Annotated in this window: 20 protein-coding genes; 10 read left to right on the forward strand and 10 right to left on the reverse strand. The window is 72.5% G+C overall.

Features of this window, described 5'->3' with window-relative positions; translation table 11 throughout:
* Nucleotides 1-235 precede the first annotated feature (235 nt).
* On the forward strand, nucleotides 236-1,012 hold the full coding sequence (locus ACIBBD_RS20625; RefSeq protein WP_399420893.1) for a chaplin family protein: 777 nt from the start codon (nucleotides 236-238) through the stop codon (nucleotides 1,010-1,012).
* Nucleotides 1,013-1,093: 81 nt separating this feature from the next.
* On the opposite strand, the gene ACIBBD_RS20630 is transcribed toward ACIBBD_RS20625, so the two are convergent.
* Nucleotides 1,094-1,282, reverse strand: a complete 189-nt coding sequence (locus tag ACIBBD_RS20630; RefSeq protein ID WP_365455908.1) for a DUF5703 family protein — start codon at nucleotides 1,280-1,282, stop codon at nucleotides 1,094-1,096.
* Between the two features lie 47 nt (nucleotides 1,283-1,329).
* Here ACIBBD_RS20630 and ACIBBD_RS20635 point away from each other — a divergent pair, with 47 nt between their 5' ends.
* Nucleotides 1,330-2,127: a hypothetical protein gene (locus tag ACIBBD_RS20635; RefSeq protein WP_399420894.1), complete on the forward strand. Its 798-nt coding sequence runs from the start codon at nucleotides 1,330-1,332 to the stop codon at nucleotides 2,125-2,127.
* 91 nt (nucleotides 2,128-2,218) lie between these two features.
* Here the strand turns inward: ACIBBD_RS20635 and ACIBBD_RS20640 are convergent, their stop codons facing one another.
* Complete coding sequence (locus ACIBBD_RS20640; RefSeq protein ID WP_399420895.1) at nucleotides 2,219-4,717, reverse strand: helix-hairpin-helix domain-containing protein; 2,499 nt, start codon at nucleotides 4,715-4,717, stop codon at nucleotides 2,219-2,221.
* A complete protein-coding gene (locus ACIBBD_RS20645) occupies nucleotides 4,714-5,700 on the reverse strand; it encodes an aldo/keto reductase (RefSeq protein WP_399420896.1) in 987 nt (328 codons plus the stop codon). Before ACIBBD_RS20645 ends, ACIBBD_RS20640 begins: the two co-directional genes overlap by 4 nt.
* 200 nt (nucleotides 5,701-5,900) lie before the next feature.
* On the opposite strand from ACIBBD_RS20645, the gene ACIBBD_RS20650 reads away from it, so the two are divergent.
* Nucleotides 5,901-6,956 carry an LLM class F420-dependent oxidoreductase gene (locus tag ACIBBD_RS20650; RefSeq protein ID WP_399420897.1) on the forward strand — a complete coding sequence of 352 codons (1,056 nt, stop codon included), beginning with the start codon at nucleotides 5,901-5,903 and terminating at the stop codon, nucleotides 6,954-6,956.
* A 379-nt stretch (nucleotides 6,957-7,335) separates the two neighbouring features.
* Here ACIBBD_RS20650 and corA read toward each other — a convergent pair whose 3' ends face one another.
* Nucleotides 7,336-8,331, reverse strand: a complete 996-nt coding sequence (gene corA, locus ACIBBD_RS20655) for a magnesium/cobalt transporter CorA (protein WP_399420898.1) — start codon at nucleotides 8,329-8,331, stop codon at nucleotides 7,336-7,338.
* 62 nt (nucleotides 8,332-8,393) lie between these two features.
* On the opposite strand from corA, the gene ACIBBD_RS20660 reads away from it, so the two are divergent.
* The 6 genes from ACIBBD_RS20660 to ACIBBD_RS20685 all read left to right on the forward strand — a co-directional run bounded on the left by ACIBBD_RS20660 (nucleotide 8,394) and on the right by ACIBBD_RS20685 (nucleotide 13,848).
* Nucleotides 8,394-9,080: a histidine phosphatase family protein gene (locus tag ACIBBD_RS20660; protein ID WP_399420899.1), complete on the forward strand. Its 687-nt coding sequence runs from the start codon at nucleotides 8,394-8,396 to the stop codon at nucleotides 9,078-9,080.
* Between the two features lie 87 nt (nucleotides 9,081-9,167).
* Complete coding sequence (locus ACIBBD_RS20665) at nucleotides 9,168-9,758, forward strand: DUF3090 domain-containing protein (RefSeq protein ID WP_399420900.1); 591 nt, start codon at nucleotides 9,168-9,170, stop codon at nucleotides 9,756-9,758.
* Nucleotides 9,722-10,555 carry an SCO1664 family protein gene (locus tag ACIBBD_RS20670; protein WP_399420902.1) on the forward strand — a complete coding sequence of 278 codons (834 nt, stop codon included), beginning with the start codon at nucleotides 9,722-9,724 and terminating at the stop codon, nucleotides 10,553-10,555. Before ACIBBD_RS20665 ends, ACIBBD_RS20670 begins: the two co-directional genes overlap by 37 nt.
* Before the next feature lie 107 nt (nucleotides 10,556-10,662).
* Nucleotides 10,663-11,184 (forward strand): chloramphenicol phosphotransferase CPT, encoded by a 522-nt coding sequence (gene cpt / locus ACIBBD_RS20675; protein WP_399421029.1) that lies wholly within the window; start codon nucleotides 10,663-10,665, stop codon nucleotides 11,182-11,184.
* A 231-nt stretch (nucleotides 11,185-11,415) separates the two neighbouring features.
* Nucleotides 11,416-12,645, forward strand: coding sequence for a cysteine--1-D-myo-inosityl 2-amino-2-deoxy-alpha-D-glucopyranoside ligase (mshC, locus tag ACIBBD_RS20680; protein WP_399420903.1), 1,230 nt, complete (start codon nucleotides 11,416-11,418; stop codon nucleotides 12,643-12,645).
* A gap of 243 nt (nucleotides 12,646-12,888) precedes the next feature.
* Nucleotides 12,889-13,848 carry an SMP-30/gluconolactonase/LRE family protein gene (locus ACIBBD_RS20685; protein ID WP_399420904.1) on the forward strand — a complete coding sequence of 320 codons (960 nt, stop codon included), beginning with the start codon at nucleotides 12,889-12,891 and terminating at the stop codon, nucleotides 13,846-13,848.
* 42 nt (nucleotides 13,849-13,890) lie between these two features.
* Here the strand turns inward: ACIBBD_RS20685 and ACIBBD_RS20690 are convergent, their stop codons facing one another.
* From ACIBBD_RS20690 to ACIBBD_RS20715, 6 genes are all read right to left on the reverse strand, one after another.
* Nucleotides 13,891-14,826, reverse strand: a complete 936-nt coding sequence (locus ACIBBD_RS20690) for a PAC2 family protein (RefSeq protein ID WP_399420905.1) — start codon at nucleotides 14,824-14,826, stop codon at nucleotides 13,891-13,893.
* Between the two features lie 142 nt (nucleotides 14,827-14,968).
* On the reverse strand, nucleotides 14,969-15,640 hold the full coding sequence (locus ACIBBD_RS20695) for a FadR/GntR family transcriptional regulator (RefSeq protein ID WP_399420906.1): 672 nt from the start codon (nucleotides 15,638-15,640) through the stop codon (nucleotides 14,969-14,971).
* Between the two features lie 276 nt (nucleotides 15,641-15,916).
* Nucleotides 15,917-17,533, reverse strand: a complete 1,617-nt coding sequence (locus tag ACIBBD_RS20700) for an FAD-dependent oxidoreductase (RefSeq protein WP_399420907.1) — start codon at nucleotides 17,531-17,533, stop codon at nucleotides 15,917-15,919.
* 63 nt (nucleotides 17,534-17,596) lie between these two features.
* On the reverse strand, nucleotides 17,597-19,135 hold the full coding sequence (gene glpK / locus ACIBBD_RS20705) for a glycerol kinase GlpK (protein ID WP_399420908.1): 1,539 nt from the start codon (nucleotides 19,133-19,135) through the stop codon (nucleotides 17,597-17,599).
* Between the two features lie 78 nt (nucleotides 19,136-19,213).
* Nucleotides 19,214-20,008 carry an MIP/aquaporin family protein gene (locus ACIBBD_RS20710; RefSeq protein ID WP_399420910.1) on the reverse strand — a complete coding sequence of 265 codons (795 nt, stop codon included), beginning with the start codon at nucleotides 20,006-20,008 and terminating at the stop codon, nucleotides 19,214-19,216.
* Between the two features lie 339 nt (nucleotides 20,009-20,347).
* Nucleotides 20,348-21,112 (reverse strand): IclR family transcriptional regulator, encoded by a 765-nt coding sequence (locus ACIBBD_RS20715; RefSeq protein ID WP_399420911.1) that lies wholly within the window; start codon nucleotides 21,110-21,112, stop codon nucleotides 20,348-20,350.
* Nucleotides 21,113-21,408: 296 nt separating this feature from the next.
* On the opposite strand from ACIBBD_RS20715, the gene metH reads away from it, so the two are divergent.
* Nucleotides 21,409-24,924: a methionine synthase gene (metH, locus tag ACIBBD_RS20720; RefSeq protein ID WP_399420913.1), complete on the forward strand. Its 3,516-nt coding sequence runs from the start codon at nucleotides 21,409-21,411 to the stop codon at nucleotides 24,922-24,924.
* The last annotated feature ends 47 nt before the right edge of the window (nucleotides 24,925-24,971 follow it).

Here is a 24,971-nt window from a genome sequence, read left to right on the forward strand (position 1 = left end):
ACACCCCCCCCCCTCCCCACCCCCCCCCCAACCCCCCCCCCCCCCCCCCGGCGCGGCCCCCCCCCCCCCGCCCCCCCCCGCCCCCCCCCCCCCCCCCCCCCCCCCCCACCGGTCTTTTCATGTCACTTCGCGCGAAAGCCGAAGGAAAAGCCGAAGAAGTCGAAGAGCCCGAAGTAATCGCGGAGCTGGAATGATGCCAGCAATTCGGGACGAGATCGAAAGCAGGGATTCAGTAATGCGACAGGCCACCCGCAAGGGCCTCATGACGGTGGCGGCGGCGACGGGGGTGTTCGCCGCTGCAGGCGGCTACGCCCACGCCGACTCGGCGGCGAACGGGTCCGCCTCCCACTCGCCCGGCATCCTGTCCGGCAACACCGTGCAGGCACCGGTGGACGTGCCGGTGAACGTGTGCGGCAACACCGTCGACGTGGTCGGCATCCTCAACCCGGCCATGGGCAACGCCTGCACCAACCAGAGCTCCGGCGGCAACGACGGAGGCGGCTACGGCGAGGGCGGCCAGGGCGGCTCGGACACGAACGGCGGGTCCGGCGGCGCGCAGGCGGACGGACACACCGCCGACTCGCCCGGCGTCGCCTCGGGCAACCACGTCGAGGCGCCGGTCCACGTGCCGGTGAACGTCTGCGGCAACAGCGTCGACGTCGTCGGCCTCCTCAACCCGACGGCGGGCAACGACTGCGTCAACGACAGCGGCCCCGGCGGCGACCACGGCACGCCCCCCGGCGGCGACCAGGAGACCCCGGACCACCCCGGCAACCAGGGCCCCGGCAAGCCGGCCGACTCCAGCACCGCCGGTCCGGCCGCACCCGAGGGCACGCCGACCACCCCGGACCACGTGACCCCGGCCGGCCGCTCGTCCGCCCACCAGCCCGCCCACTCCGCGCAGCTGGCGAACACCGGCAGCGAGCTGCCGCTGGGTCTCGCCCTGCCGGCCGGCGCGGGCGCGCTGCTCGCGGGCGCGGTGCTCTACCGCAAGGCGCGCGCCTCGGTGTAACCACCCCCACACCCCCGCCGCCGTACACAACGGAGCGGGCCCCGCCATCGCGGGGCCCGCTCCGTTTCCGTCATGCCCAGCTCACCATGTGGCACGCACCTGGCGGATGATCCGCCGGCGCAACCGCACCTTGCGGCTGCCGTCGCGCAGCAGGCTCAGACGGTGCAACTCCCAGTGTCCGTACTCTGCATGGTCGGTCAGCAGACGTGTCGCCTCCTTGCGGGAGACCCCGCGCGGTACGTACACGTCGACAAATTCGTATTCCGGCATCGCATCTATTGTGCGGGCTGGGGTCCGGTACGGATAGCGTCTGCACTATGTCTGATGCTGCGCAGCCCACCGCTGCCGAGGTACGCGCCGCCGCCGAGGCGGTCAAGACCGCGCTCGACCGCCACCTGGCCGCGGTCGAACGCAGGACGGGGGAGGACGACCCGGCCGTCTACGAGGCGTTCAACCAGCTGGCCGCGGCCGCGGAGGCGTACGACGAACTGCTGTACGACCGCTACGACGAGGTCACCCCCTTCGAGATCCCCGCAGCGGAGGACTCGCTGCCGCCGTACGCGGGCCCCGAGGAACCGAACGCGCTGAGCGTGCTGATCCGCCGCGACTACGCCGTGGCGGAGCCGCAGCGGCTGCTCGCGCAGGCACAGCGGGTCGAGTCGGCGGACTACGACGGCCCCGTCGGCGCGGACACCCGGGCTTCCGGCACCATCCACGGAGCGCTGGGCCTGCTGTTCGGGGAGTTCGAACCGGACGAGATCGCCTCCCGGCACAAGGAGTTCGGCCTGGAGGAGGGCGACTCCACGCTGTGGGTGCTGGCCGCGGAGGAACCGGCCGAGCCGGGCGAGTGGCTGGAGACGCCCTTCGAACAGCTCGACCCGCAGCGGGTGGTCTGCCGCTTCGACGTGAGCTCGGTGTTCGACGACGACCTCGACGACATCGACGAGCCCCGGAGGATCACGGCGATCGAGAGGATCGAGGACATCGAGGACGTCGAGGACGTCGAGGACATCGACGAGGTGGAGGACGACGTCGAGGACGATCTCGACGCCGACCTGGACGAGGACGGGGACGACAACCTGGAGCCGCTGGACGCGGACCGCGTGGACCGGTAGCCGGGCCCGCACCCACGGACGGCGGCGGTGGCCGGGGGAGGTCCCCCGCGCCACCGCCGCCGTCCGCGTTCTCCCGGCCGGGAGCCGTCCGTCAGCCGGCCGCCGGCATCTGCGTGCGCAGCAGCACCGGCAGCCGGGTCGTCCGGGGCTTCGGCGGGACCTCGGCGACCGCTCTCGGCAGGGCCTGCTCCACGCCGTGGACGACGGACAGGTGGCGCACCGCCCGGCCGAAGGCCGTGTACACCCAGGGGCGGGAGAGGGCCTGCGCGGCATCTCCGGGCAGCACCGCGACCGCCGCCGGCCACCGGCCGCCCACCGCCTGGTGCGCCGTCAGCGCCCATCCGTGCCGCACGGACTGCTCCACCCGCTCCCGCGGTACGACCACGGGGACGCCCGCGCAGGTCAGGTGCAGCCCGTCGGCGTCGGCCTTCACCACCTCGCCCGGCACCGTACGGCCCGGGGCGGGGGAGTAGGCGATCCGGTCACCGGGGTCGAAACCGCCGAAGCGGCCGGGGCCGGGGTTGAGGCGCTCCTTGAGCGCGGCGTTGAGCGCGCGCGTGCCGGCCGCGCCGCCGTGGCCCGGGGTGATCACCACCGTCTGCTCGGGCGCGATGCCGAAGGCCCGCGGCACCGAGTCCGCGACCAGCTGCACGGTCCGGTGCACGGCCTCGCCCGCGTCCCGCACCGGCACGATCACGAGCTCCTTGCCGGGCGCGTCGACCTGGTTCAGCTCACCGATGCCGATACCGGAGACCAACTCGCCGAGCGGGCCCGGATCGGGCGTGCGCGAGGCCACCTGCGGGCACACGCGCGCGGCGAGCAGGTCGGCGAAGACACGGCCGGGCCCGGCCGACCACAGCAGCGCCGGGTCCCCGCTGAGCACCAGCCGGGCTCCGTCCGGCAGCGACTCCACCACCATCGCGGCGGTCTCCACGTCCAGTTGCGGCGCGTCCAGCACGATCAGCAGGTCGAGATCGAGGGCGCCCTCGGCGTCCCGGCCGGGCCCCTCGGCGCCGGAGAGCAGGCCGGGAAGGGTGACGACGGCACCCTGGCCCCCGGCCGTCTCCTCCAGGAGGGCCGAGAGCCGGCGCCGTCCGTCCGGTGTGTGGCAGGCGGCGACCGCACGCAGGCCGAGGGTCCGGGCGGCCGTGAGCAGGGCCGCCGGTTCGGCGCGGGCGGCCTCGCCGCCGGTGTGCAGCACCAGGCTGTGCCCGGCGGCCGCGCGGATCAGCTCGGCGGCGCTGCCGGCCGCGTCGGCCGCGACCGACTCCCACCGCTCGGAGGCCTCCTTGGGCAGGGAGTTGACGACGCGGGCCAGGCCGTCGGCGAGGCTCTCCTCGGCGAGCGCGTACCGCTCCAGGCCGACGAGGACCCGGACCGGGCGTGCCGCCTCCTCGTCCCCGTCCGCCTCGGACTCCCCGGCACCGCTCGCGCCGGCCGGGGCGGCTCCGGGTTCCTCCAGGGCGTCCTGGAAGGCGAGGGCCTCGGCCTCCGCGAGCGTGCTCTGCACGGCCGCGTCCGCGTCGGGCACCCCCCGCTGGGTCAGCGCGGCCGTCAGGGCCGGCAGTTCCAGGGCGGTGTGCCCGGCCAGGGCGGCCTGCTCCAGCAGCCACACGGTCATCGCGCGGGCGCGCCGCTCGTCGTCGGGCGCGCACTCGGCCCCGAGCAGCGCCCGCGCGAAGCCGTCGGCCTGCTCGGGGCGTACACCGGGGACGCGCAGCAACTGCCAGGGGTCCTCACCCAGCACGTCCGGGGCACCCTCGCCGAGGACCGCGGCGACCTGCGGTGCCAGCGCCTCGGGGGCGCCACCGCCGGTCAGCACGCGCCGGACGGCCTCGACGGTCTCCGGGGCGGGTCCCGCGGCGGCGGGCTCGGCGGCCACCGGCTGCGGACGCCGTACGGGCTCCGGGGCCGGGCGGCGCCGGGCCGGTTCGGGCTCGGCGAACACGGTGGCCGGGGGCTTCTGACCGCCCTCGACGGCCCGCACGGCCGCGAGCAGGTCGGCGGCCGTGCCGCTCAGCTTGGCGCCGCTGGCGATGGGCGCCTTCTTCTCGGCCTTGCGTCGCTCGATCCGCTCCCGCTCCCGCTTCTGTGCGGCGAGCTCGGCCTCGGCCTCGGAGAGGCGCTCGGCGGCTTCACCGTCCTTCTCGGTGTCGGGCGTGCCGCTGCCGGCGTCCGTCTCGGTGTCCGGCGTGCGGCTGCCGGCGTCCGCGTCGCCATCGGGCGTGCTGCCGGCGCCGGCGTCCGAGGTGGCGGGCCGAGCGTCGGACGTGTCGGCGTCGGAGTGGTCGGCCTCGCCGGCAGTACCCGCTTCGCTGTCCGGCGTACCGGCGTCGGCCCGGGCGCCCGAGGCGTCCGCCTCGGTGTCCTGCGGACCTCCGCCGTCCCCGGTCCCCGCGCCCGGCGTACCCCCGCCCGCTCCCGCCCCGGCGTCTGGGGCTTTGCTGTCCGCCGTGCTCTCCCCGGAGGTCTCGCCCCGCGCGGTCTCCGGGGCCTGCGGGGCCCGGGCGCCGGTGGCCGGCGCGGTGGCGTCCGGTGTGCCCGGTCCCGTGTTCTGCGTGGTTCCGGCGGGCTCCGGCTCCGTGCTCACAGCGTGCTCCAGTCGTGATCGGGATAGCGGTGCACGGGCGCCGACACGTCGTCGAGCGCCCGGCAGATCTCGTCAGGAAGACTAAGGGCCTCCACTGACAACGCGGCCGTGAGCTGCTGCGCGTTGCGTGCGCCGACGATCGGGGCGGTCACGCCGGGCCGGTCGCGGACCCAGGCGAGGGCGACCTGCAGCGGGGTCACCGCGAGCCCGTCCGCCGCGGTCGTCACGGCGTCCACGATGCGGCTCGCGGTGTCGTCGAGGTACGGCTCGACGAAGGGCGCGAAGTGGTCGGAGGCGCCGCGCGAGTCCGGGGGCATGGCGTCGCCCCGGTACTTGCCGGTGAGCACGCCCCGGCCCAGCGGCGAGGAGGGCAGCAGCCCGATGCCCAGGTCCAGCGCGGCCGGCAGCACCTCCCGCTCGACGCCGCGCTGGAGCAGCGAGTACTCCATCTGCGTACTGGCCAGCCGGGTCCGCGTGCCCGGGGCCGCGAGCTGCCAGGTGGCGGCCTTGGCGAGCTGCCAGCCGCAGAAGTTGGAGACGCCGGCGTAGCGGGCGCGGCCGCTGGCGACCGCGATGTCGAGGGCCTGGAGGGTCTCCTCCAGCGGGGTGCCCGGGTCGAAGGCGTGCACGTGCCACACGTCGACGTAGTCGGTGCCGAGCCGGGTGAGCGAGGCGTCGAGTGCGGCGAGGAGGTGCCCGCGCGAGCCGTCGAAACGGCGGTCGGGGTCGGGCACGCTGCCCGCCTTGGTCGAGACGATCAGATCCCGGCGCGGAACCAGGCCTTCCATCAGCTGCCCCAGCAGATACTCGGCCTCTCCGTCGCCGTACACGTCCGCCGTGTCGACGAGGGTCCCGCCCGCCTCCCAGAACGTCTTCAGGAGGTCCGCGGCGTCGTGCTCGTCGGTGTCACGGCCCCAGGTCAGGGTGCCGAGCCCGATGCGGGACACACGCAGGCCGGTGCGGCCGAGATGCCTCTGCTCCATGGACGCCGAGATTACTGGCCAGAACTGGGCCGTGGGTCGCCTGTGGACGACCGGGTTTCGCGCGTCCGAGGGTCCGTTCCGCGCAGGCCGGGGGCCCGCCCGGGCGACGCGAGTCTCGCCACACCGGCCTCCCCCGGGGACCGCCCCCGCGCTACTGTCTCCGGAACAGCGTCGTTACTGATCAGTAAGGGGAATCGGCCATGCAGCTCGGGATCAACCTCGGCTACTGGGGTGCCGGAATGGACGCGGACAACCTGGCCGTGGCCCAGGAGGCCGACCGGCTCGGTTACGCCGTGTGCTGGGCCGCCGAGGCCTACGGCTCGGACGCCGCCACCGTGCTCAGCTGGGTCGCCGCCCAGACCGAGCGGATCGACGTCGGCTCCGCCATCTTCCAGATCCCCGCGCGTCAGCCCGCGATGACCGCGATGACCGCCGCCACCCTCGACTCCCTCTCCGGCGGCCGCTTCCGCCTCGGCCTCGGCGTCTCCGGCCCGCAGGTCTCCGAGGGCTGGTACGGCGTCAAGTTCGACAAGCCGCTGTCCCGCACGCGCGAGTACGTCGAGATCGTCCGCAAGGCGATGACGCGGGAGCGGCTGTCGTACCAGGGCGAGCACTGGACGCTGCCGCTGCCGGACGGCCCGGGCAAGCCCATCAAGCTGACCGTGCACCCGCAGCGCGAGCACATCCCGCTGTACATCGCCGCGATCGGCCCGAAGAACCTGGAACAGACCGGTGAGATCGCCGACGGCGCCCTGCTGATCTTCCCGTCCGCCGACCACATCGAGGACACCGCGGTCAAGTACCTGCGCGCCGGGCGTGAGAAGGCCGGCAAGACGCTGGACGGCTTCGACGTATGCCCCACGCTGCCCCTGGCCGTCGGCGCCGACCAGGACGTCGAGCGGCTCGCCGACACGTTCCGCCCGTACACCGCGCTGTACGTCGGCGGGATGGGCAGCCCCAAGCAGAACTTCTACAACCAGCTCGCCCGGCGGATGGGCTACGAGGCGGCGGCCGCCGAGATCCAGGAGAAGTACCTGTCCGGGGACAAGCAGGGCGCCGCGGCCGCCGTACCGCACGACCTGATCGACCGGACCACGCTGCTGGGCTCGGTGGAGCGGATCGCCGACCGGATGAAGGCCTACGCCGCGGCCGGCGTCACCACCCTCAGCCTCGCCCCCGCGGGCTTCACCCTCGACGAGCGCCTGGCCTCGCTGCGGGCCGGCGCGCAGGCACTGGAGCTGGCCGGGCTGGCCTAGCCGGTGAGGAGGGGGGATTTTCAGCGGCCGTGGTGGGGGCTCGGGGGACTTCCCCGCCACGGCCGTCACGCGGAACAACGCGGCGGGGCGCGTGCGGTTACGCCCCCGCCGTGACTGCGGCGGTCATCGTCTCGGCGGCATGGTCCGAGAGGCTGCTGCCCCGGTACACCTGGACGCCGCACGTGACTCGTTCTGCGCGGAACCTGCGGTGCCGGCGCACCTGCGCGATCCCTGCCCGAACGGCGCGACGCCCTCGGCCCACCGGCCCCTGAGTTCGCCTGCGTGACGGTCCCCCCGCACGCGCGCGTGCGGCGACTCCGGGTACGCCCCGGGCGCGTGCGGCCGGCGGCGTCGGGTAAGCCCCTACACACGCGTGCCGCTACAGCCATCCCCGGTGCTTGAACAGCCGGTACAGCAGCACCTCCAGGCCGGCCATGAACGCGATCACCGCCGGATACGACCACTCCCAGCGCAGCTCCGGCATGTGCTCGAAGTTCATGCCGTAGATCCCCGCGATCATCGTGGGGATCGCGGCCATGGCCGCCCACGCGGAGATCTTCCGCATGTCGTCGTTCTGCCGGACGCTCATCTGCGCCAGGTGGGCCGACAGGATGTCCGACACCAGCCGGTCCAGGCCCTCCACGGACTCGTTCACCCGCGCCAGGTGGTCGCCGACGTCCCGGAAGAAGGGCCGCGCCTTGTCGTTGACGAAGGGCAGCGCCGTGCCGACCGGCCCGGTGTCCGCGAGCCGGGTCAGGGGCGGCGTCAGCGGGCCGGTCGACCGGCGGAACTCCAGGATCTGCCGCTTGAAGGTGTAGATCCGCGACGCGGTGTTCCGCGAGCCGCCGCCGTCCGGGGAGAACACCTCCGCCTCCAGCTCCTCCAGGTCGGTCTGCAGCTCCGTCGCCACGTCCAGGTAGTGGTCGACGGTCGCGTCCGCGATCGCGTAGACGACGGACGTGGGGCCCTTCGCGAGCATCTCCGGCTCCTGCTCCAGCCGGTGCCGTACGGCCGCCAGGGGCGTGCCGTCGCCGTGCCGGACGGTCACCACGAAGGAGTCGCCGAGGAAGACCATGACCTCACCGGACGAGACGGTGTCGCTCCGCGGCTCGTACACCACCGGCTTCAGCACCAGGAACAGTGAGTCGTCGTACACCTCCAGCTTGGGCCGCTGGTGGGCCTTGAGGGCGTCCTCCACGGCCAGCGGGTGCAGCGCGAACTCCTGCGTGACGTGGTCGAACTCCTTCTCGGTGGGCTCGTGCAGCCCGATCCAGACGAACCCGCCCGCGGCGCGTGCCTCGTCGAGCGCGTCGGAGAAGTCCTGCGGGCCCTCGGTGCGGTGGCCGTCCCGGTAGATGGCGCAGTCGACGATCACTGAGTGTGTTCTCCCTTCGGCCGTGCTCCGGTCCTTGCGGGGGTACGCCTACCCTGGGCGGCATGCCCACGCTGATCCTCGTCCGGCACGGACGTTCCACCGCCAACACCTCCGGAGTGCTCGCCGGCTGGACGCCCGGCGTCACCCTCGACGAGCGCGGCGCCGAGCAGGCCGCCGCGCTGCCCGGGCGGCTCGAGGGCCTGCCGATCGCCGAGGTCGTCGCGAGCCCCCTGCAACGCTGCCAGGAGACGATCCGGCCCCTGCTGGACGCCCGCCCCGGCCTGCCCGCGCACACCGACGAGCGGATCGGGGAGTGCCACTACGGCGACTGGTCGGGACGCAAGCTCGCCGAGCTGAAGGACGAGCCGCTGATGGAGGTCGTCCAGGCGCATCCCTCGGCGGCCGCGTTCCCCGGCGGGGAGTCCATGCGGGCCATGCAGACCCGCGCCGCCGAGGCGGTGCGCGAGTGGAACGCGCGCGTGGAGCGCGACCACGGCGCCGACGCCGTCTACCTCATGTGCTCGCACGGCGACATCATCAAGTCGCTCGTGGCGGACGCGCTCGGACTGCATCTCGACCTCTTCCAGCGGATCTCCGTCGAACCGTGTTCCATCACAGCGATCCGTTACACCCGCCTGCGGCCCTTTCTGGTGCGCCTCGGGGACACCGGTGACTTCGCCTCCCTCGTGCCGCGCGAGGAGCCGCCGTCGGAGGAGGCCACGGTCGGGGGCGGTGCGGGCGCACCGTGATCGTCGGCCGCAGTAGGGTGAAGCGGTCCGCATACGCGCGTTCACGCATGGACGTTCACATACCCACGATTCCCAGGGAGACAGGACGTGTCCCGTCAGGTGTTCCTCTACGACCCCCCGGACCGCTTCGTGGCCGGTACGGTCGGACTGCCCGGGCGCCGTACCTTCTTCCTCCAGGCCACCGCCGGCTCCCGAGTGACCAGCGTGGCCCTGGAGAAGACCCAGGTCGCAGCGCTCGCCGAGCGCATGGACGAGCTGCTGGACGAGGTCGTACGCCGTAGCGGGGGAAGTGCCGCCGTGCCCGCCGTGGCGCCCGCCGAGATCACCGACACCGGTCCCCTCGAGACCCCGATCGAGGAGGAGTTCCGGGTCGGCACCATGGCCCTCGCCTGGGACGGCGAGGAACAGCGCATGATCGTCGAGGCGCAGGCCCTCGTGGAGCTCGACGCCGACACCGAGGAGGACCTCGCCGAGGCCGAGGAGCGGTTGCTCCAGGACGAGGAGAACGGGCCCCCGATGCTGCGGGTCCGGCTCACCGGCGCCCAGGCGAGAGCCTTCGCCAAGAGAGCCCTCGACGTCGTCAACGCCGGCCGGCCGCCGTGCCCGCTGTGCAGCCTGCCGCTCGACCCGGAAGGACACGTATGTCCGCGCCAGAACGGATACCGCCGCGGGGCGTGACGACCACCGACCCGGCCTCCGTCGACCTGCTCACACACGGCGAGCTGACCGTGCGCGGACGCATCCGTGACGCTTCCAACGCCGCCCTGTACTGCACGGTCGCGCACGAGGGCCGTGAGGCGGCCTGCGTCTACAAGCCCGTGGCCGGCGAGAGACCCCTGTGGGACTTCCCCGACGGCACCCTCGCCCAGCGGGAGGTCGCCGCGTACGCGGTCTCCGCGGCGACCGGCTGGGGGCTGGTACCGCCCACCGTGCTGCGGGAGGGGCCGTACGGCGAGGGCATGTGCCAGCTGTGGATCGAGGCGTCCCCCGAGGACGGGCTGCTCGCGCTCGTCGAGGGGGAGGAGCCCGCGCCCGGCTGGAAGGCGATCGGGTTCGCCGAGGTGGGGGAGGACAGGACCGCGTTGCTCGTGCACGCGGACGACGAGCGGCTGCGGCGGCTCGCCGTCCTCGACGCGGTCATCAACAACGCCGACCGCAAGGGCGGCCATCTGCTGACCACCGGTGACGGCAGGCTGTACGGCATCGACCACGGCGTCACCTTCCACGTCGAGGACAAGCTGCGCACGCTCCTGTGGGGCTGGGCGGGGGAGCCCCTCACCGGAGAGGCCGTCGAGGTGCTCAAGGGACTCAGGGGCGCCCTGGAACCGGACGGGGAGCTGTCGGCCGCCCTCGCCGCACTCGTCACGCCCGCCGAACTCGACGCCACCCGCGCGCGGGTCGACGCGCTGCTGGAGTCCGGCCGGCACCCGGAGCCCGGCGGTGAGTGGCCGGCCATCCCCTGGCCGCCGGTCTAGGCGGGCTGCCCCCGGACGTCACCGGGCCGTGGAGCGCGGCGGGGCCTGCCGGAAATTGGCTGCCTGTCGGCCGGGAGGCGCCCTACTGTGGCGCGGTGACGACTCGGATGATCATTCTCAACGGTGGCTCCAGCTCGGGGAAGTCGGGGATCGTACGGTGCCTGCAGGCCGTGCTGCCGGATCCCTGGCTGGCGTTCGGGGTCGACTCGTTCGTCGACGCGTTGCCCGCGAGGATGCGAGGGGCGGACGGGGGGATCACGTTCGCGGCGGACGGAGGGGTGAGCGTCGGGGCGGAGTTCCGGGCGCTGGACGCGGCGTGGGCGGAGGGCGTGGTGGCGATGGCCCGCGCGGGCGCCAGGGTCGTCGTGGACGACGTCTTCCTCGGCGGAGCGGCGTCCCAGCAGCGGTGGCGGAAGGCGCTCGGCGGTATGGACGCGCTGTGGGTGGGCGTCCGGTGCGAGCGTGCGGTCGCCGCGGGCCGTGAGACGGCCCGGGGAGACCGGGTCCCGGGGATGGCTGCGGCGCAGGCGGACGCGGTGCACGAGGGAGTGGACTACGACCTGGAGGTGGACACGACGCACACCGAGTCCCTGGAGTGCGCGCGCGCCATCGCGGCCCACCTCGGCTGAACGATTGATCGGTCCCCGGACCGGCTGACCGACGGGATCGTCCCGCGGACCGGCTGACCGACGGGATCCTCCCCGGCCTCCGGAGAGGATCCCCGGCCACCCTCCGGGAGAAGGCCGGCCCCGGTCCGGCGAGCCGGGAGCACACCGGCCGTCAACGTGCAAGAGCGCCTTCCCGGCCATCCGGTCCGCTCCGGTTCGTATCCGGAACTTCGGTCCGGTTACGCTCATGACATGCATGCCTGGCCCGCTTCCGAGGTCCCCGCCCTGCCTGGTCAGGGTCGCGACCTGAGGATCCACGACACCGCGACCGGCGGCCCGGTCACCCTCGACCCCGGTCCCGTCGCCCGTATCTACGTCTGCGGCATCACGCCGTACGACGCGACCCACATCGGTCACGCGGCGACCTACAACGCGTTCGACCTCGTGCAGCGCGTGTGGCTCGACACCAAGCGGCAGGTTCACTACGTCCAGAACGTCACCGACGTCGACGATCCGCTCCTGGAGCGGGCCGAGCGGGACGGCGTCGACTGGGTCGCCCTCGCGGAGAAGGAGACGGCCCTCTTCCGCGAGGACATGACCGCCCTGCGGATGCTCCCGCCGCGGCACTACATAGGCGCCGTCGAGGCGATACCCGGCATAGTGCCGCTCGTGGAGCGCCTGCGGGACGCGGGCGCCGCCTACGAGCTCGAAGGCGACGTCTACTTCTCCGTCGAGTCCGACCCGCACTTCGGCAAGGTCTCGCACCTCGACGCCACCGCGATGCGGCTGCTGTCCGCCGAGCGCGGCGGCGACCCCGACCGGCCCGGCAAGAAGAACCCGCTCGACCCGATGCTGTGGATGGCGGCCCGCGAGGGCGAGCCCAGCTGGGACGGCCGCTCGCTCGGCCGTGGGCGCCCCGGCTGGCACATCGAGTGCGTGGCCATCGCCCTGGACCACTTCGGCATGGGCTTCGACGTGCAGGGCGGCGGCTCCGACCTCGCCTTCCCGCACCACGAGATGGGCGCCTCCCACGCCCAGGTCCTCACCGGCGAGTTCCCCATGGCCAAGGCCTACGTGCACGCCGGCATGGTCGCCCTCGACGGCGAGAAGATGTCCAAGTCCAAGGGCAACCTCGTCTTCGTCTCCCAGCTCCGGCGCGACGGCGTCGACCCCGCCGCGATCCGGCTCACCCTCCTCGCCCACCACTACCGGGCCGACTGGGAGTGGACCGACCAGGTGCTCCAGGAGGCCCTGGACCGGCTCGGGCGCTGGCGCGCGGCCGTCTCCCGGCCCGACGGCCCGCCCGCCGAGACGCTCGTCGAGGAGATCCGCGAGGCCCTCGCCGACGATCTGGACGCCCCGGCCGCGCTGGCCGCCGTCGACCGCTGGGCCGCTCTCCAGCACGAGCGGGGCGGCACGGACACCGCGGCGCCCGGTGTGGTGTCGCGAGCGGTGGACGCGCTGCTGGGCGTGGCGCTGTGAGCCACCGCAGCCCGCGGTAACCCACCGCAGCCCGCGGTAACCCACCGCAGCCGCGGTAGCCCACCGCGGCCGCTGTGACCCGGCGCGGCCACCGGGGCCGTACGACAGGGGCGTTCCCTCCACGTGGGAGGGAACGCCCCTGTGCCGTGATCCCCCCGCGTGGACCCGCGTCGTGTGATGGGGTGTGAGCGTCCGTCACCGGTCCCGCCGGTCCCAGCCGGCCCCCTTGCGGAAGGACGCACAGTGACACCCGCAGACCGTTCCACGACCCGTCGAAGACTGCTCACCGCGGCCGCCGCCCTCTCCGGGACGGCCCTGCTCGGCGGCACCGCCACCGCTCACGCCGCCGGGACCCACGGGGCGGCGTGGCCCACGGCGTTCCCCCTGCCCTACGGCTTCCAGCCGGAGGGCATAGCCATCGGCACCCGCCCCTTCGCCTACTTCGGCTCCCTCGCCAACGGGGACGTCCACCGCGCTAGCCTCGCCACCGGCCGCGGCTCCGTCGTCGTCCGGGGCCTCGGCGCCGGGCACCCCACCGTCGGCCTGAAGATCGACCCGCAGGGCAGGCTCTTCCTCGCGGGCGGCGCGAGCGGCGAGATCCGTGTCGCCGACGCCCGCACGGGCGAGACCGAGCAGGTGTACGCCACCGGTGGCGCCTTCGTGAACGACGTGATCCTCACCCCGGGCGCCGCCTGGTTCACCGACTCCTTCGCCGCGCGGCTCCACAAGCTCGTCCTCGGCCGGGACGGCGCCCCGCGAGCCGTGGAGACCGTGCCGCTCGGCGGCGACTGGGTCCAGGGCGACGACTTCACCGCCAACGGCATCGAGCGCACCCCCGACGGCAGCGCCCTGCTGGTGGTGAACGCCTTCGCGGACGGCGGCCGCCTCATGCGGGTGGACCCGGGGACCGGAGCCGCCCGCACGGTGGACCTCGGCACCGCGAGGCTCCCCAACGGCGACGGCCTGCTGCTGCTCGGCCGGACTCTCTACGCCGTGCAGCAGGCGCAGAACGCGGTCGACGTGTTCCGGCTGAACGCGGCCGGCACCCGGGGCACCGCCGTCGCCCGCATCACCGACCCGCGCTTCCGCATCCCGACGACGGCCGCGGCGTGGGGCGACCGCCTCTACCTGCCGAACGCGCGTTTCGACGTGGAGCCCACACCCGGCACCGAGTACGACGTGGTGGCCGTGGACCGGGTCTGACGGCGGAGGGCGGTGCGCTGCAGCGCACCGCCCCGATCCGGCTCAGTCCTCCGACGAATCGTCGTCGTCGGTGTTCTCCCCGCTCGGCTTCGGCGGCTTCGGCGGCCGCGTCCGCTCCCCGGGGGCGGGCGGGCCGCCGCCGTCCCGGCGCCGCAGATAGCGCTCGAACTCGCGCGCGATCGCCTCGCCCGACGCCTCCGGCAGCTCCGCCGTGTCCCGGGCCTCCTCCAGCGTCTGCACGTACTCGGCGACCTCGCTGTCCTCCGCGGCCAGTTGGTCCACGCCGACCTGCCACGCGCGCGCGTCCTCGGGCAGTTCGCCCAGCGGGATGCGCACGTCGATCAGGTCCTCCAGACGGTTGAGGAGGGCCAGCGTCGCCTTGGGGTTCGGCGGCTGCGAGACGTAGTGCGGTACGGCCGCCCAGAGGCTGACCGCCGGCACACCCGCGTGCGTGCACGCCTCCTGCAGGACGCCGACGATGCCCGTGGGACCCTCGTACTTGGTCTCCTCCAGGTCCATCCGGCGGGCCAGGTCGGCGTCGGAGGTGGTGCCGCTGATCGGTACGGGACGCGTGTGCGGGGTGTCGCCGAGCAGGGCGCCCAGGATGACCACCAGCTCCACGCCCAGCTCGTGCGCGAAGCCGAGCAGTTCGTTGCAGAACGAGCGCCAGCGCATGGACGGTTCGATGCCACGCACCAGCACCAGGTCGCGCGGCTTCTCGCCACCGACCCGCACCACTGACAACCTTGTCGTCGGCCACGTGATCTTGCGGACGCCGGCGTCCATGAACACCGTGGGGCGGTTCACCTGGAAGTCGTAGTAGTCCTCGGCGTCCAGCGCCGCGAACACCTCGCCCTTCCACTCCCTCTCCAGATGCGCGACCGCGGTGGAGGCGGCGTCGCCGGCATCGTTCCAGCCCTCGAACGCGGCCACCATGACCGGGTCGATCAGCTCGGGAACCCCCTCGAGCTCGATCACCCAGTGCCTCCTTCCGACGTGCCCTCGCTTGACCACCCAACCTTACGGCGTCCCGCGGGGGCGCCCGCAGCCCCCTTGCACGGGGGAGTGAACGGATCACTGCCCCGTTCGCCACGCCGGAACACCCCCCGGCGCGAGCCGCTCACAGGGCCGACCTGAGCCACTGCTCGACGCTCGCGATGTGCACGGTCGCCCACGACCGCGCCGCCTCGGCGTCCCGGTCGCGCAGCGCCGCGAGGATCGCCCGGTGCTCGTGCAGGGTGCGGGCGACCGCGTCCTCCTGGGTCAGCCCGCGCCAGATCCGGGCCCGGGTGGTGGGCCCCGACAGACCGTCGAGGAGGGAACACAGCACCGTGTTGCCGGCGCTCCGCACGATCCCCCGGTGGAACTCCAGGTCGCAGGCGACGAGCTCCTCCACCGACGGCTCGGCGCCGAGCTCGTCCAACTGGGCGCCCAGGGCGTCCAGTTCCTGCTCGCTGATGCGCAGCGCGGCCATCGCCGTCGCGGCCGGCTCCAGGATGCGGCGCACGGCCAGGAACTCCAGGACCGTGTCGTCGCGGTGGAAGTCGACGACGAAGCTCAGCGCCTCCAGGAGCAGTTGGGGATCGAGGCTGGTCACATACGTGCCGTCGCCCTGCCGCACGTCCAGGATCCGGATCAGCGCCAGGGCGCGTACCGCCTCCCGCAGGGAGTTGCGGGACAGGCCCAGCCCGGCGGCGAGCTCACTCTCCCTGGGCAGCCGGTCCCCGGGGCGCAGCGCACCGGTGACGATCATGGCCTTGATCTTCTCGATCGCCTCGTCGGTGACTGCCATGACCGGCCTCCCCTGTCGTCCCTCGCCCAGACATCGGATGTCTGGGCGCCATTATGGGGGGGCTGGCCGGAGAACTGCCCCGGTTCCGTGATCGACGCGGGCCGACGTCCTCACCTGACGACGACGGCATGCGGGAGGGGCGGCTCCATCGGCGCGGAGCCGCCCCTCCCGTGGTACCGGCCCCGGTGCGGAGGGGCCGTCCCCGGTGCCGGCCCCGGTCAGGGGAGTGGACCGGCAAAGGGTCTGTTTCCTGGCTGTCGTCCTACTGGCCCTCGTCTACTTCTTGTCGAGCAGGTCCTGGACCTTGGCGCGGACGTCGTCGGTGGCCAGGCCGCGGATCGTCAGCGTCGTCCGGCGGCGCAGCACGTCGTCCGGGGTCTCGGCCCACTCGTTGTCGCGGGCGTAGACGACCTGCGCCCAGATCTCGGGGGCGTCGGGGTGGACGCGCTCACCCAGCTCGGGGTTCTCGTTCGCCAGGCGGGCGATGTCGAAGGCCAGCGAACCGTAGTGGGTGGCCAGGTGCTTGGCGGTGTCGGCGGCCATGCGCGGGCCGGGCGCCGGGTGGTCGACCAGGAGCCGGTGGGCGACCGCGCGCGGGTTGGCGACACCCGGCAGCGGCAGCTTCTTCGGCAGGGAGGAGATCGGCTCGAAGTCGTCACCGAGCGGGTGACCCGGCAGCGCCTCCAGCTTCTGCATGACCGTACGGCCGATGTGCCGGAAGGTCGTCCACTTGCCGCCGGCGACCGAGAGCATCCCGCCCCGGCCCTCGGTGACGACGGTCTCCCGCTTGGCCTTCGCCGTGTCGCCGGGACCGCCCGGCAGCACCCGCAGGCCCGCGAAGGCGTACGTGATGAGGTCACGGTCGAGCTGCTGGTCCCGGATGGAGAACGCGGCCTCGTCCAGGATCTGGGCTATGTCGCTGTCGTTGACGGCGACGTCCGCCGGGTCGCCCTCGTACTCCTCGTCCGTGGTGCCGAGCAGGAGCATGTCCTCCCAGGGCAGGGCGAAGGTGATGCGGTACTTGTCGATCGGGGTCGCCAGCGCGGCCTTCCAGGGGGAGGTGCGCTTCAGGACCAGATGCGCGCCCTTCGACAGGCGGATGGACGGCGCGGCATTCGGGTCCTCCATCCGGCGCAGGTGGTCCACCCACGGGCCGGTCGCGTTCAGTACCAGACGGGCGTTGACGCCGAACTCGTCGCCGGAGAGCCGGTCGCGCAACTCGGCACCGGTGACCCGGCCGTTGGTGAAGCGCAGACCGCTGACCTCGGCGTGGTTGAGCACGACCGCGCCCGCCTCCACGGCCGCGCGGACCGTCATCAGCGCCATGCGGGCGTCGTTCATCTGGTCGTCGCCGTACACGGCGACGGCCTTGAGGTTCTCGGTGCGCAGCTCGGGCACGTCCTGCGCGGCCTTCGACGGCGACAGCAGGTGTCCCACGCCGTCGCCGAAGGCCGACAGCGCGGAGTAGGCGAAGACGCCCGCCCCGAGCTTCGCCGCGCCGTGCGGCCCGCCCTTGTACACGGGGAGGTAGAAGGTGAGCGGGTTCGCCAGGTGGGGGGCCACCTGGCGGGAGACCGCACGGCGCTCGAAGTGGTTCTCCGCCACCAGCTTCACCGCGCCGGTCTGCAGGTAGCGCAGACCGCCGTGGAGCAGCTTGGAGGAGGCGGAGGAGGTGGCACCGGCGAAGTCGCCGGCGTCGACCAGTGCCACCCTGAGGCCGGACTGCGCGGCGTGCCAGGCGGTGGAGATGCCCAGGATGCCGCCGCCGATCACGAGAAGGTCGTACGACGCCTTGGCGAGCTGCTCCCGGGTCTCGGCTCGGCTCGGGTTCGAGCCGGAGGCCGGGTGTGTCCCCAGGGCAGGCACGGACTGCAGGGTGGACTGACTGGTCATATCGGGTTCTTACTCCTCATTCAGAGCTCGTGTCGGAGCCTTGGCCGGCCCGCGCGGCTCTCGTCAGTTCTCGTCCTCGAGCCAGCCCATGGTCCGTTCGACGGCCTTGAGCCAGTTCTTGTACTCACGGTCGCGGCTCTCCGCTTCCATGCGGGGGGTCCACTCGGCGGCCCGCCGCCAGTTGGCGCGCAGGTCGTCGGTGCTGTTCCAGAAGCCGACGGCCAGGCCGGCGGCGTAGGCGGCGCCGAGGCAGGTGGTCTCGGCGACCATCGGACGCACCACCGGAGCGTCCAGGAAGTCCGAGAGGGTCTGCATCAGCAGGTTGTTGGAGGTCATGCCACCGTCGACCTTGAGGGCCGCGAGCTCGACGCCGGAGTCCTTCGTCATGGCGTCGGTGATCTCACGGGTCTGCCAGGCCGTGGCCTCCAGGACGGCGCGCGCCAGGTGCGCCTTGGTGACGTACCGGGTGAGGCCGGCGATCACACCGCGGGCGTCGGAGCGCCAGTACGGGGCGAACAGGCCGGAGAAGGCCGGGACGAAGTACGCGCCGCCGTTGTCCTCCACGGAGAGCGCGAGCGTCTCGATCTCGGCGGCGGTGGAGATCAGGCCCATCTGGTCGCGCATCCACTGCACCAGCGAACCGGTGACGGCGATGGAGCCCTCGAGGGCGTAGACCGGCTGCTGGTCGCCGATGCGGTAGCCCACGGTGGTGAGCAGGCCGGAGTACGAGTTGATGATCTTCTCACCGGTGTTCATCAGCATGAACGTGCCGGTGCCGTACGTCGACTTCGCCTCACCCTCGGAGAAGCAGGTCTGGCCGAACAGCGCCGCCTGCTGGTCGCCGAGCGCGGAGGCGACCGGGATGCCGCCGAGGAGGTCACCCAGCTTGCCGCCCGTGACCTCGCCGTAGACCTCGGCGGAGGAGCGGATCTCGGGGAGCATCGCGAGCGGGACACCGATGGACTCGGCGATCTTTTCGTCCCACTCCAGCGTGTGCAGGTTCATCAGCATGGTGCGAGAGGCGTTGGTGACGTCCGTGACGTGCTTGCCGCCGTTGACACCACCGGTCAGATTCCAGATGACCCAGGTGTCCATGGTACCGAAGAGGATGTCGCCGGCCTCGGCGCGCTCGCGCAGGCCCTCGACGTTGTCCAGCAGCCAGCGGGCCTTCGGACCGGCGAAGTAGGAGGCCAGCGGCAGGCCCGTCTCGCGGCGGAAACGGTCCTGGCCGACGTTGCGGCCGAGCTCCTTGCAGAGGGCGTCGGTGCGGGTGTCCTGCCAGACGATGGCGTTGTGGACGGGCTCACCGGTGTTCTTGTCCCACAGCAGCGTGGTCTCGCGCTGGTTGGTGATGCCGATGGCCTTGATGTCGTCGCGGGTGATGCCGGCCTTCGCGATGGCCCCGGCGACGACCTCCTGGACGTTGGTCCAGATCTCGTTGGCGTCGTGCTCGACCCAGCCCGGCTTGGGGAAGATCTGCTCGTGCTCCTTCTGGTCGACGGAGACGATCCGGCCGTCCCGGTCGAAGACGATGCAGCGGCTGGAGGTGGTCCCCTGGTCGATGGCGGCGATGAAGGGGCCGGCGGTGTGGGCGTCGGTCACAGTGTGCTCCTGAAGGTTCCGTGGTCGAGGGGCGGTACGTACGGCGCGTGCCTGCGGTGCGGCTGAAGCCGGGGGTTCCTAAGCAAAGGCGACGTTGTATATGCCCGCAGCGATGGCGCCGCCGATCAGCGGACCGACCACCGGGACCCAGGCGTAGCTCCAGTCGGAGCCGCCCTTGTTGGGCAGGGGCAGGAGGGCGTGCACGATGCGCGGACCGAGGTCACGGGCCGGGTTGATCGCGTAGCCGGTCGGGCCGCCCAGGGACAGACCGATCGAGACCACCACGAGCGAGGTGATCAGGGCACCCAGCGTGCCGAGGCCGTTGCCCTTGTCGTTCAGGCCCTGGGTGAGCACGGCGAGCACCAGCACCACGGTGCCGACGATCTCCGTGGCGAGGTTCTGCACCGCGTTGCGGATCTCCGGGCCGGTGGAGAAGATGCCGAGCACCGGGCCGGCGCCCTTCTCCTGGGCTTCGACGGCCTTCGCCGCCGTGGCCTGCGCGCCCGGGCCGCCGACGATCTCGCGGTCGGTGAGGTGCGCGTGGAACTGGCCGTAGTAGGTGACCCACACCAGGGCCGCGCCGATCATGGCGCCGAGCAGCTGCCCGGCCCAGTAGGTCGGAACGTTGCTCCAGTCGCCGTCCTTGATGGCGATCGCGAGCGTCACGGCCGGGTTCAGATGGGCGCCGGAGAGCGGCGCCGACGTGTAGACGGCCGTCAGAACGGCGAAACCCCACCCGAAGGTGATGGCGAGCCAGCCGGCGTTTCGGGCCTTGGAGGCCTTCAGCGTCACGGCGGCGCAGACGCCTCCGCCGAGCAGGATGAGTATGGCGGTACCGATGGTCTCGCCGATGAAGATGTCGGAGCTGGACACCCGCGACTCCTTTGTCCTTCGTCCAGGGAAGCCGGACCCCGGGTCCCACCGGGGGTCTGGCGCCCTCGGGGGTGAGAGCGATTCCGGCCCTTGGCGTTGCCACACTCTAGCGCGTATTGCCGGTAGGTGTTCGACAATGCCGACCGATGGACGGGAGTCTTGCTCCGGCGTCACGGGTGCGTCAAGAGTTCCGTAATCGAAAACACGATCGTTACTGATCGATGCCGGTTATCGGTCCGAGGGCGGGCGCGTCGGCGCTGCGGCGCGGGCGCGACGAAAGCCGGGACGTCGTACGACGCCCCGGCCCGCTCCTGCCCGGTGCTGTGGACCGCCGGCTGCTCAGAACCGCCCGGCGCCCAGGTCCCGCGAGACCGCGCGGGCGCAGTCGCGCACCGCCGCGATCAGCTCGGGCCGCAGCTCGCCGTCCCGGCACACCCGCTCCACGGCACCGGTGATGCCCACCGCCCCCACCGGCATCCGCCGCCGGTCGTGGATGGGCGCGGCGATGGAGGCGACGCCCTCCCAGGTCTCCTCGACGTCCGCCGCGTACCCCCGCGCGCGCGTGACGTCGAGAAGCCGCTCGAAGTCCTCCAGCTCGCACACGGTGCGGTCCGTGAACGGTTTGCGGTCGGCCTCCAGCGCCTCGCTGTGCGCGACCGGGTCGTAGGCGGACAGCACCTTGCCCAGCGCCGTGGAGTGCAGCGGCTGCATGGCCCCGATCTCCAGGACCTGCCGGCTGTCGTCGGGGCGGAAGACGTGGTGCACGACCAGGACGCCCTGCTGGTGCAGCACGCCGAGGTGGACGCTCTCGCCGCTGGAGCGGGCCAGGTCGTCCGTCCACACCAGCGCCCGCGCCCGCAGCTCGTGCACGTCGAGATAGGTGGTGCCCAGGCGCAGCAGCTCCGCACCCAGCTGGTAGCGCCCGGAGACGTCGTCCTGCTCGACGAAACCCTCCTGCTGGAGGGTGCGCAGGATGCCGTGGGCGGTGCCCTTGGCCAGGCCCAGGGCCGAGGCGATGTCCGAGAGGCCGAGCCGTCGCTCGCCACCCGCGAGCAGCCGCAGCATCGCGGCCGCCCGTTCGAGCGACTGGATGTTCCGTGCCATCGCCGTCCTGCCTCCGTCCCCTTCGACCGCCCACGCGCGGCTAGCGCCACCGTCGTTCGGCAATGTCGAACACTACCGGTCCATGACGACCTCCCGCTAATGGTCGGTCAAGACGTTTTCCGCCACTCGCCCCTCAGGAGTGACCCGGACACCATCTCGTCCGTCCCGTGGACGCCCTGACCATAAGCCCCCGGTCCCGGCTACCCTGACGGCGTGCGCTCTCCTCGGGAAGCCGTCCGGCACGCATCCTGAGGTGACGCAAAGCCGACAGCCGTCGCATCAAAGGGAGCCCCTTCATGGCCTCTGTGCCGCCGACCCCTTCCGCCGACAGCCGGGCCCGTGTGTCCGCGCTCCGCGAGGCCCTCGCCACCCGAGTGGTGGTCGCCGACGGAGCCATGGGCACCATGCTCCAGGCCCAGGAGCCCACCCTCGAGGACTTCGAGAACCTCGAGGGCTGCAACGAGATCCTCAACATCACCCGGCCCGACATCGTCCGCTCCGTCCACGAGGCGTACTTCGACGTCGGCGTCGACTGCGTCGAGACCAACACCTTCGGCGCCAACCACGCGGCCATGGCCGAGTACGACATCGCCGACCGCGTCTTCGAACTGTCCGAGGCGGGCGCCCGCATCGCCCGCGAGAGCGCGGACGCCTACGCCGCCCGCGACGGACGCCCGCGCTGGGTGCTGGGCTCCATCGGCCCCGGCACCAAGCTGCCCACCCTCGGCCACGTCCCCTACACCACGATCCGCGACGGTTTCCAGGCCAACGCCGAGGGACTGCTCGCCGGCGGCGCCGACGCCCTGATCGTGGAGACCACTCAGGACCTGCTCCAGACGAAGGCCTCGGTCCTCGGCGCCCGCCGCGCCATGGAGGCGACCGGCACCGACGTCCCCCTGGTGGTCTCGATGGCGTTCGAGACCACCGGCACCATGCTCCTCGGCTCCGAGATCGGCGCCGCGCTCACCGCGCTGGAGCCGCTCGGCATCGACATGATCGGCCTGAACTGTTCCACCGGCCCGGCCGAGATGAGCGAGCACCTGCGCTACCTCACGCGCCACTCCCGCATCCCGCTGCTGTGCATGCCGAACGCGGGCCTGCCCATCCTCACCAAGGACGGCGCCCACTTCCCGCTCGGCCCCGAGGGCCTGGCCGAGGCGCAGGAGAACTTCGTCCGCGACTACGGCCTGTCCCTCATCGGCGGCTGCTGCGGCACCACCCCCGAACACCTGCGCCAGGTCGTCGAGCGCGTCCGCGACCTCGTCCCCGCCGAGCGCAGCCCGCGCCCCGAGCCGGGCGCCGCCTCCCTCTACCAGACCGTCCCCTTCCGCCAGGACACCTCGTACCTGGCCATCGGCGAGCGCACCAACGCCAACGGCTCCAGGAAGTTCCGCGAGGCCATGCTGGAGGGCCGCTGGGACGACTGCGTGGAGATGGCCCGCGAGCAGATCCGCGAGGGCGCGCACATGCTCGACCTCTGCGTGGACTACGTCGGCCGCGACGGCGTCGCCGACATGGAGGAGCTGGCCGGACGCCTCGCCACCGCCTCCACCCTGCCGATCGTGCTGGACTCCACCGAGGTCGAGGTCATCCGGGCGGGGCTGGAGAAGCTCGGCGGCCGCGCCGTCATCAACTCCGTGAACTACGAGGACGGCGACGGCCCCGAGTCGCGGTTCGCGAAGGTCACCCGGCTGGCCCGGGAGCACGGCGCGGCCCTGATCGCGCTGACCATCGACGAGGAGGGCCAGGCCCGCACCGCCGAGAAGAAGGTCGAGATCGCCGAACGGCTGATCGCCGACCTCACCGGCAACTGGGGCATCCACGAGTCGGACATCCTCATCGACTGCCTGACCTTCACCATCTGCACCGGCCAGGAGGAGTCCCGGCGCGACGGCATCGCCACCATCGAGGCGATCCGCGAGCTCAAGCGCCGCCACCCCGACGTCCAGACCACCCTGGGCCTGTCGAACATCTCCTTCGGCCTCAACCCGGCCGCCCGCATCCTGCTCAACTCCGTCTTCCTCGACGAGTGCGTCAAGGCGGGCCTCGACTCGGCGATCGTCCACGCGTCGAAGATCCTTCCGATCGCCCGCTTCAGCGAGGAAGAGGTCCGCACGGCCCTCGACCTCATCCACGACCGCCGCAGCGAGGGCTACGACCCGCTGCAGAAGCTCATGCAGCTCTTCGAGGGCGCCACCGCGAAGTCCCTCAAGGCCGGCAAGGCCGAGGAACTCGCCGCCCTGCCCCTGGAGGAGCGCCTCAAGCGCCGCATCATCGACGGCGAGCGCAACGGCCTGGAGGCCGACCTCGACGAGGCCCTGCAGAGCCGCCCGGCGCTCGACATCGTCAACGAGACCCTCCTGGACGGCATGAAGGTCGTCGGCGAGCTGTTCGGCTCCGGCCAGATGCAGTTGCCGTTCGTCCTTCAGTCCGCCGAGGTCATGAAGGCCGCGGTCGCCCACCTCGAACCGCACATGGAGAAGTCCGACGCCGAGGGCAAGGGCACCATCGTCCTCGCCACCGTCCGCGGCGACGTCCACGACATCGGCAAGAACCTCGTCGACATCATCCTGTCCAACAACGGCTACAACGTCGTCAACCTCGGCATCAAGCAGCCGGTCTCCGCGATCCTGGAGGCGGCCGAGGAGCACCGCGCCGACGTCATCGGAATGTCCGGGCTCCTGGTCAAGTCCACGGTGATCATGAAGGAGAACCTGGAGGAGCTCAACCAGCGCGGTCTGGCGGCGGACTACCCCGTCATCCTCGGCGGCGCCGCCCTGACCCGCGCCTACGTCGAGCAGGACCTGCACGAGATCTACGAGGGCGAGGTCCGCTACGCCCGCGACGCCTTCGAGGGCCTGCGCCTGATGGACGCCCTCATCGGCGTCAAGCGGGGCGTGCCCGGGGCGAAGCTGCCGGAGCTGAGGCAGCGCCGGGTCCGTGCGGCCGCCGCCGTCGAGGTCGAGGAGCGCCCGGAGGAGGGCCACGTCCGCTCCGACGTCGCCACCGACAACCCCGTGCCCACCCCGCCCTTCTGGGGCACCCGCGTCATCAAGGGCGTCCAGCTCAAGGAGTACGCCTCCTGGCTGGACGAGGGCGCCCTGTTCAAGGGGCAGTGGGGTCTGAAGCAGGCCCGCACCGGCGAGGGGCCGACCTACGAGGAGCTCGTCGAGACCGAGGGCCGGCCGCGGCTGCGCGGCCTGCTGGACAGGCTCCAGACCGAGAACCTCCTCGAGGCCGCCGTGGTCTACGGCTACTTCCCGTGCGTCTCCAAGGACGACGACCTGATCCTGCTGGACGAGCACGGCAACGAGCGGACCCGGTTCACCTTCCCGCGCCAGCGCCGTGGCCGCCGGCTGTGCCTCGCGGACTTCTTCCGCCCGCAGGAGTCGGGGGAGACCGACGTCGTCGGCCTCCAGGTGGTCACCGTCGGCTCCCGCATCGGCGAGGAGACGGCCAAGCTCTTCGAGTCCAACTCCTACCGCGACTACCTCGAGCTGCACGGCCTGTCCGTGCAGCTGGCGGAGGCGCTCGCGGAGTACTGGCACGCGCGCGTACGCGCCGAGCTGGGCTTCGCGGGCGAGGACCCGGCCGACGTCGAGGACATGTTCGCCCTGAAGTACCGCGGCGCCCGCTTCTCCCTGGGCTACGGCGCCTGCCCCGACCTGGAGGACCGCGCCAAGATCGCCGAGCTGCTCCAGCCCGAGCGGATCGGCGTCCACCTGTCGGAGGAGTTCCAGCTCCACCCCGAGCAGTCCACGGACGCCATCGTGATCCACCACCCCGAGGCCAAGTACTTCAACGCACGGTGACAGCACAGGCACGGTGGCATCACACGCGGGGAGACGGCACCCGCACG

It is taken from the genome of Streptomyces sp. NPDC051315 (assembly GCF_044455165.1).
GTDB lineage: Bacteria > Actinomycetota > Actinomycetes > Streptomycetales > Streptomycetaceae > Streptomyces.

Excerpts from the sequence above, each read along its gene's own strand:
- mshC (WP_399420903.1), top strand. The coding sequence starts at position 11,416 with ATGCATGCCTGGCCCGCTTCCGAGGTCCCCGCCCTGCCTGGTCAGGGT.
- ACIBBD_RS20630 (WP_365455908.1), bottom strand. The coding sequence starts at position 1,282 with ATGCCGGAATACGAATTTGTCGACGTGTACGTACCGCGCGGGGTCTCC.
- ACIBBD_RS20670 (WP_399420902.1), top strand. The coding sequence starts at position 9,722 with ATGTCCGCGCCAGAACGGATACCGCCGCGGGGCGTGACGACCACCGAC.
- ACIBBD_RS20645 (WP_399420896.1), bottom strand. The coding sequence starts at position 5,700 with ATGGAGCAGAGGCATCTCGGCCGCACCGGCCTGCGTGTGTCCCGCATC.
- ACIBBD_RS20700 (WP_399420907.1), bottom strand. The coding sequence starts at position 17,533 with ATGACCAGTCAGTCCACCCTGCAGTCCGTGCCTGCCCTGGGGACACAC.
- cpt (WP_399421029.1), top strand. The coding sequence starts at position 10,663 with ATGATCATTCTCAACGGTGGCTCCAGCTCGGGGAAGTCGGGGATCGTA.
- ACIBBD_RS20650 (WP_399420897.1), top strand. The coding sequence starts at position 5,901 with ATGCAGCTCGGGATCAACCTCGGCTACTGGGGTGCCGGAATGGACGCG.
- metH (WP_399420913.1), top strand. The coding sequence starts at position 21,409 with ATGGCCTCTGTGCCGCCGACCCCTTCCGCCGACAGCCGGGCCCGTGTG.
- ACIBBD_RS20625 (WP_399420893.1), top strand. The coding sequence starts at position 236 with ATGCGACAGGCCACCCGCAAGGGCCTCATGACGGTGGCGGCGGCGACG.
- ACIBBD_RS20715 (WP_399420911.1), bottom strand. The coding sequence starts at position 21,112 with ATGGCACGGAACATCCAGTCGCTCGAACGGGCGGCCGCGATGCTGCGG.
- ACIBBD_RS20660 (WP_399420899.1), top strand. The coding sequence starts at position 8,394 with ATGCCCACGCTGATCCTCGTCCGGCACGGACGTTCCACCGCCAACACC.
- ACIBBD_RS20635 (WP_399420894.1), top strand. The coding sequence starts at position 1,330 with ATGTCTGATGCTGCGCAGCCCACCGCTGCCGAGGTACGCGCCGCCGCC.
- ACIBBD_RS20695 (WP_399420906.1), bottom strand. The coding sequence starts at position 15,640 with ATGGCAGTCACCGACGAGGCGATCGAGAAGATCAAGGCCATGATCGTC.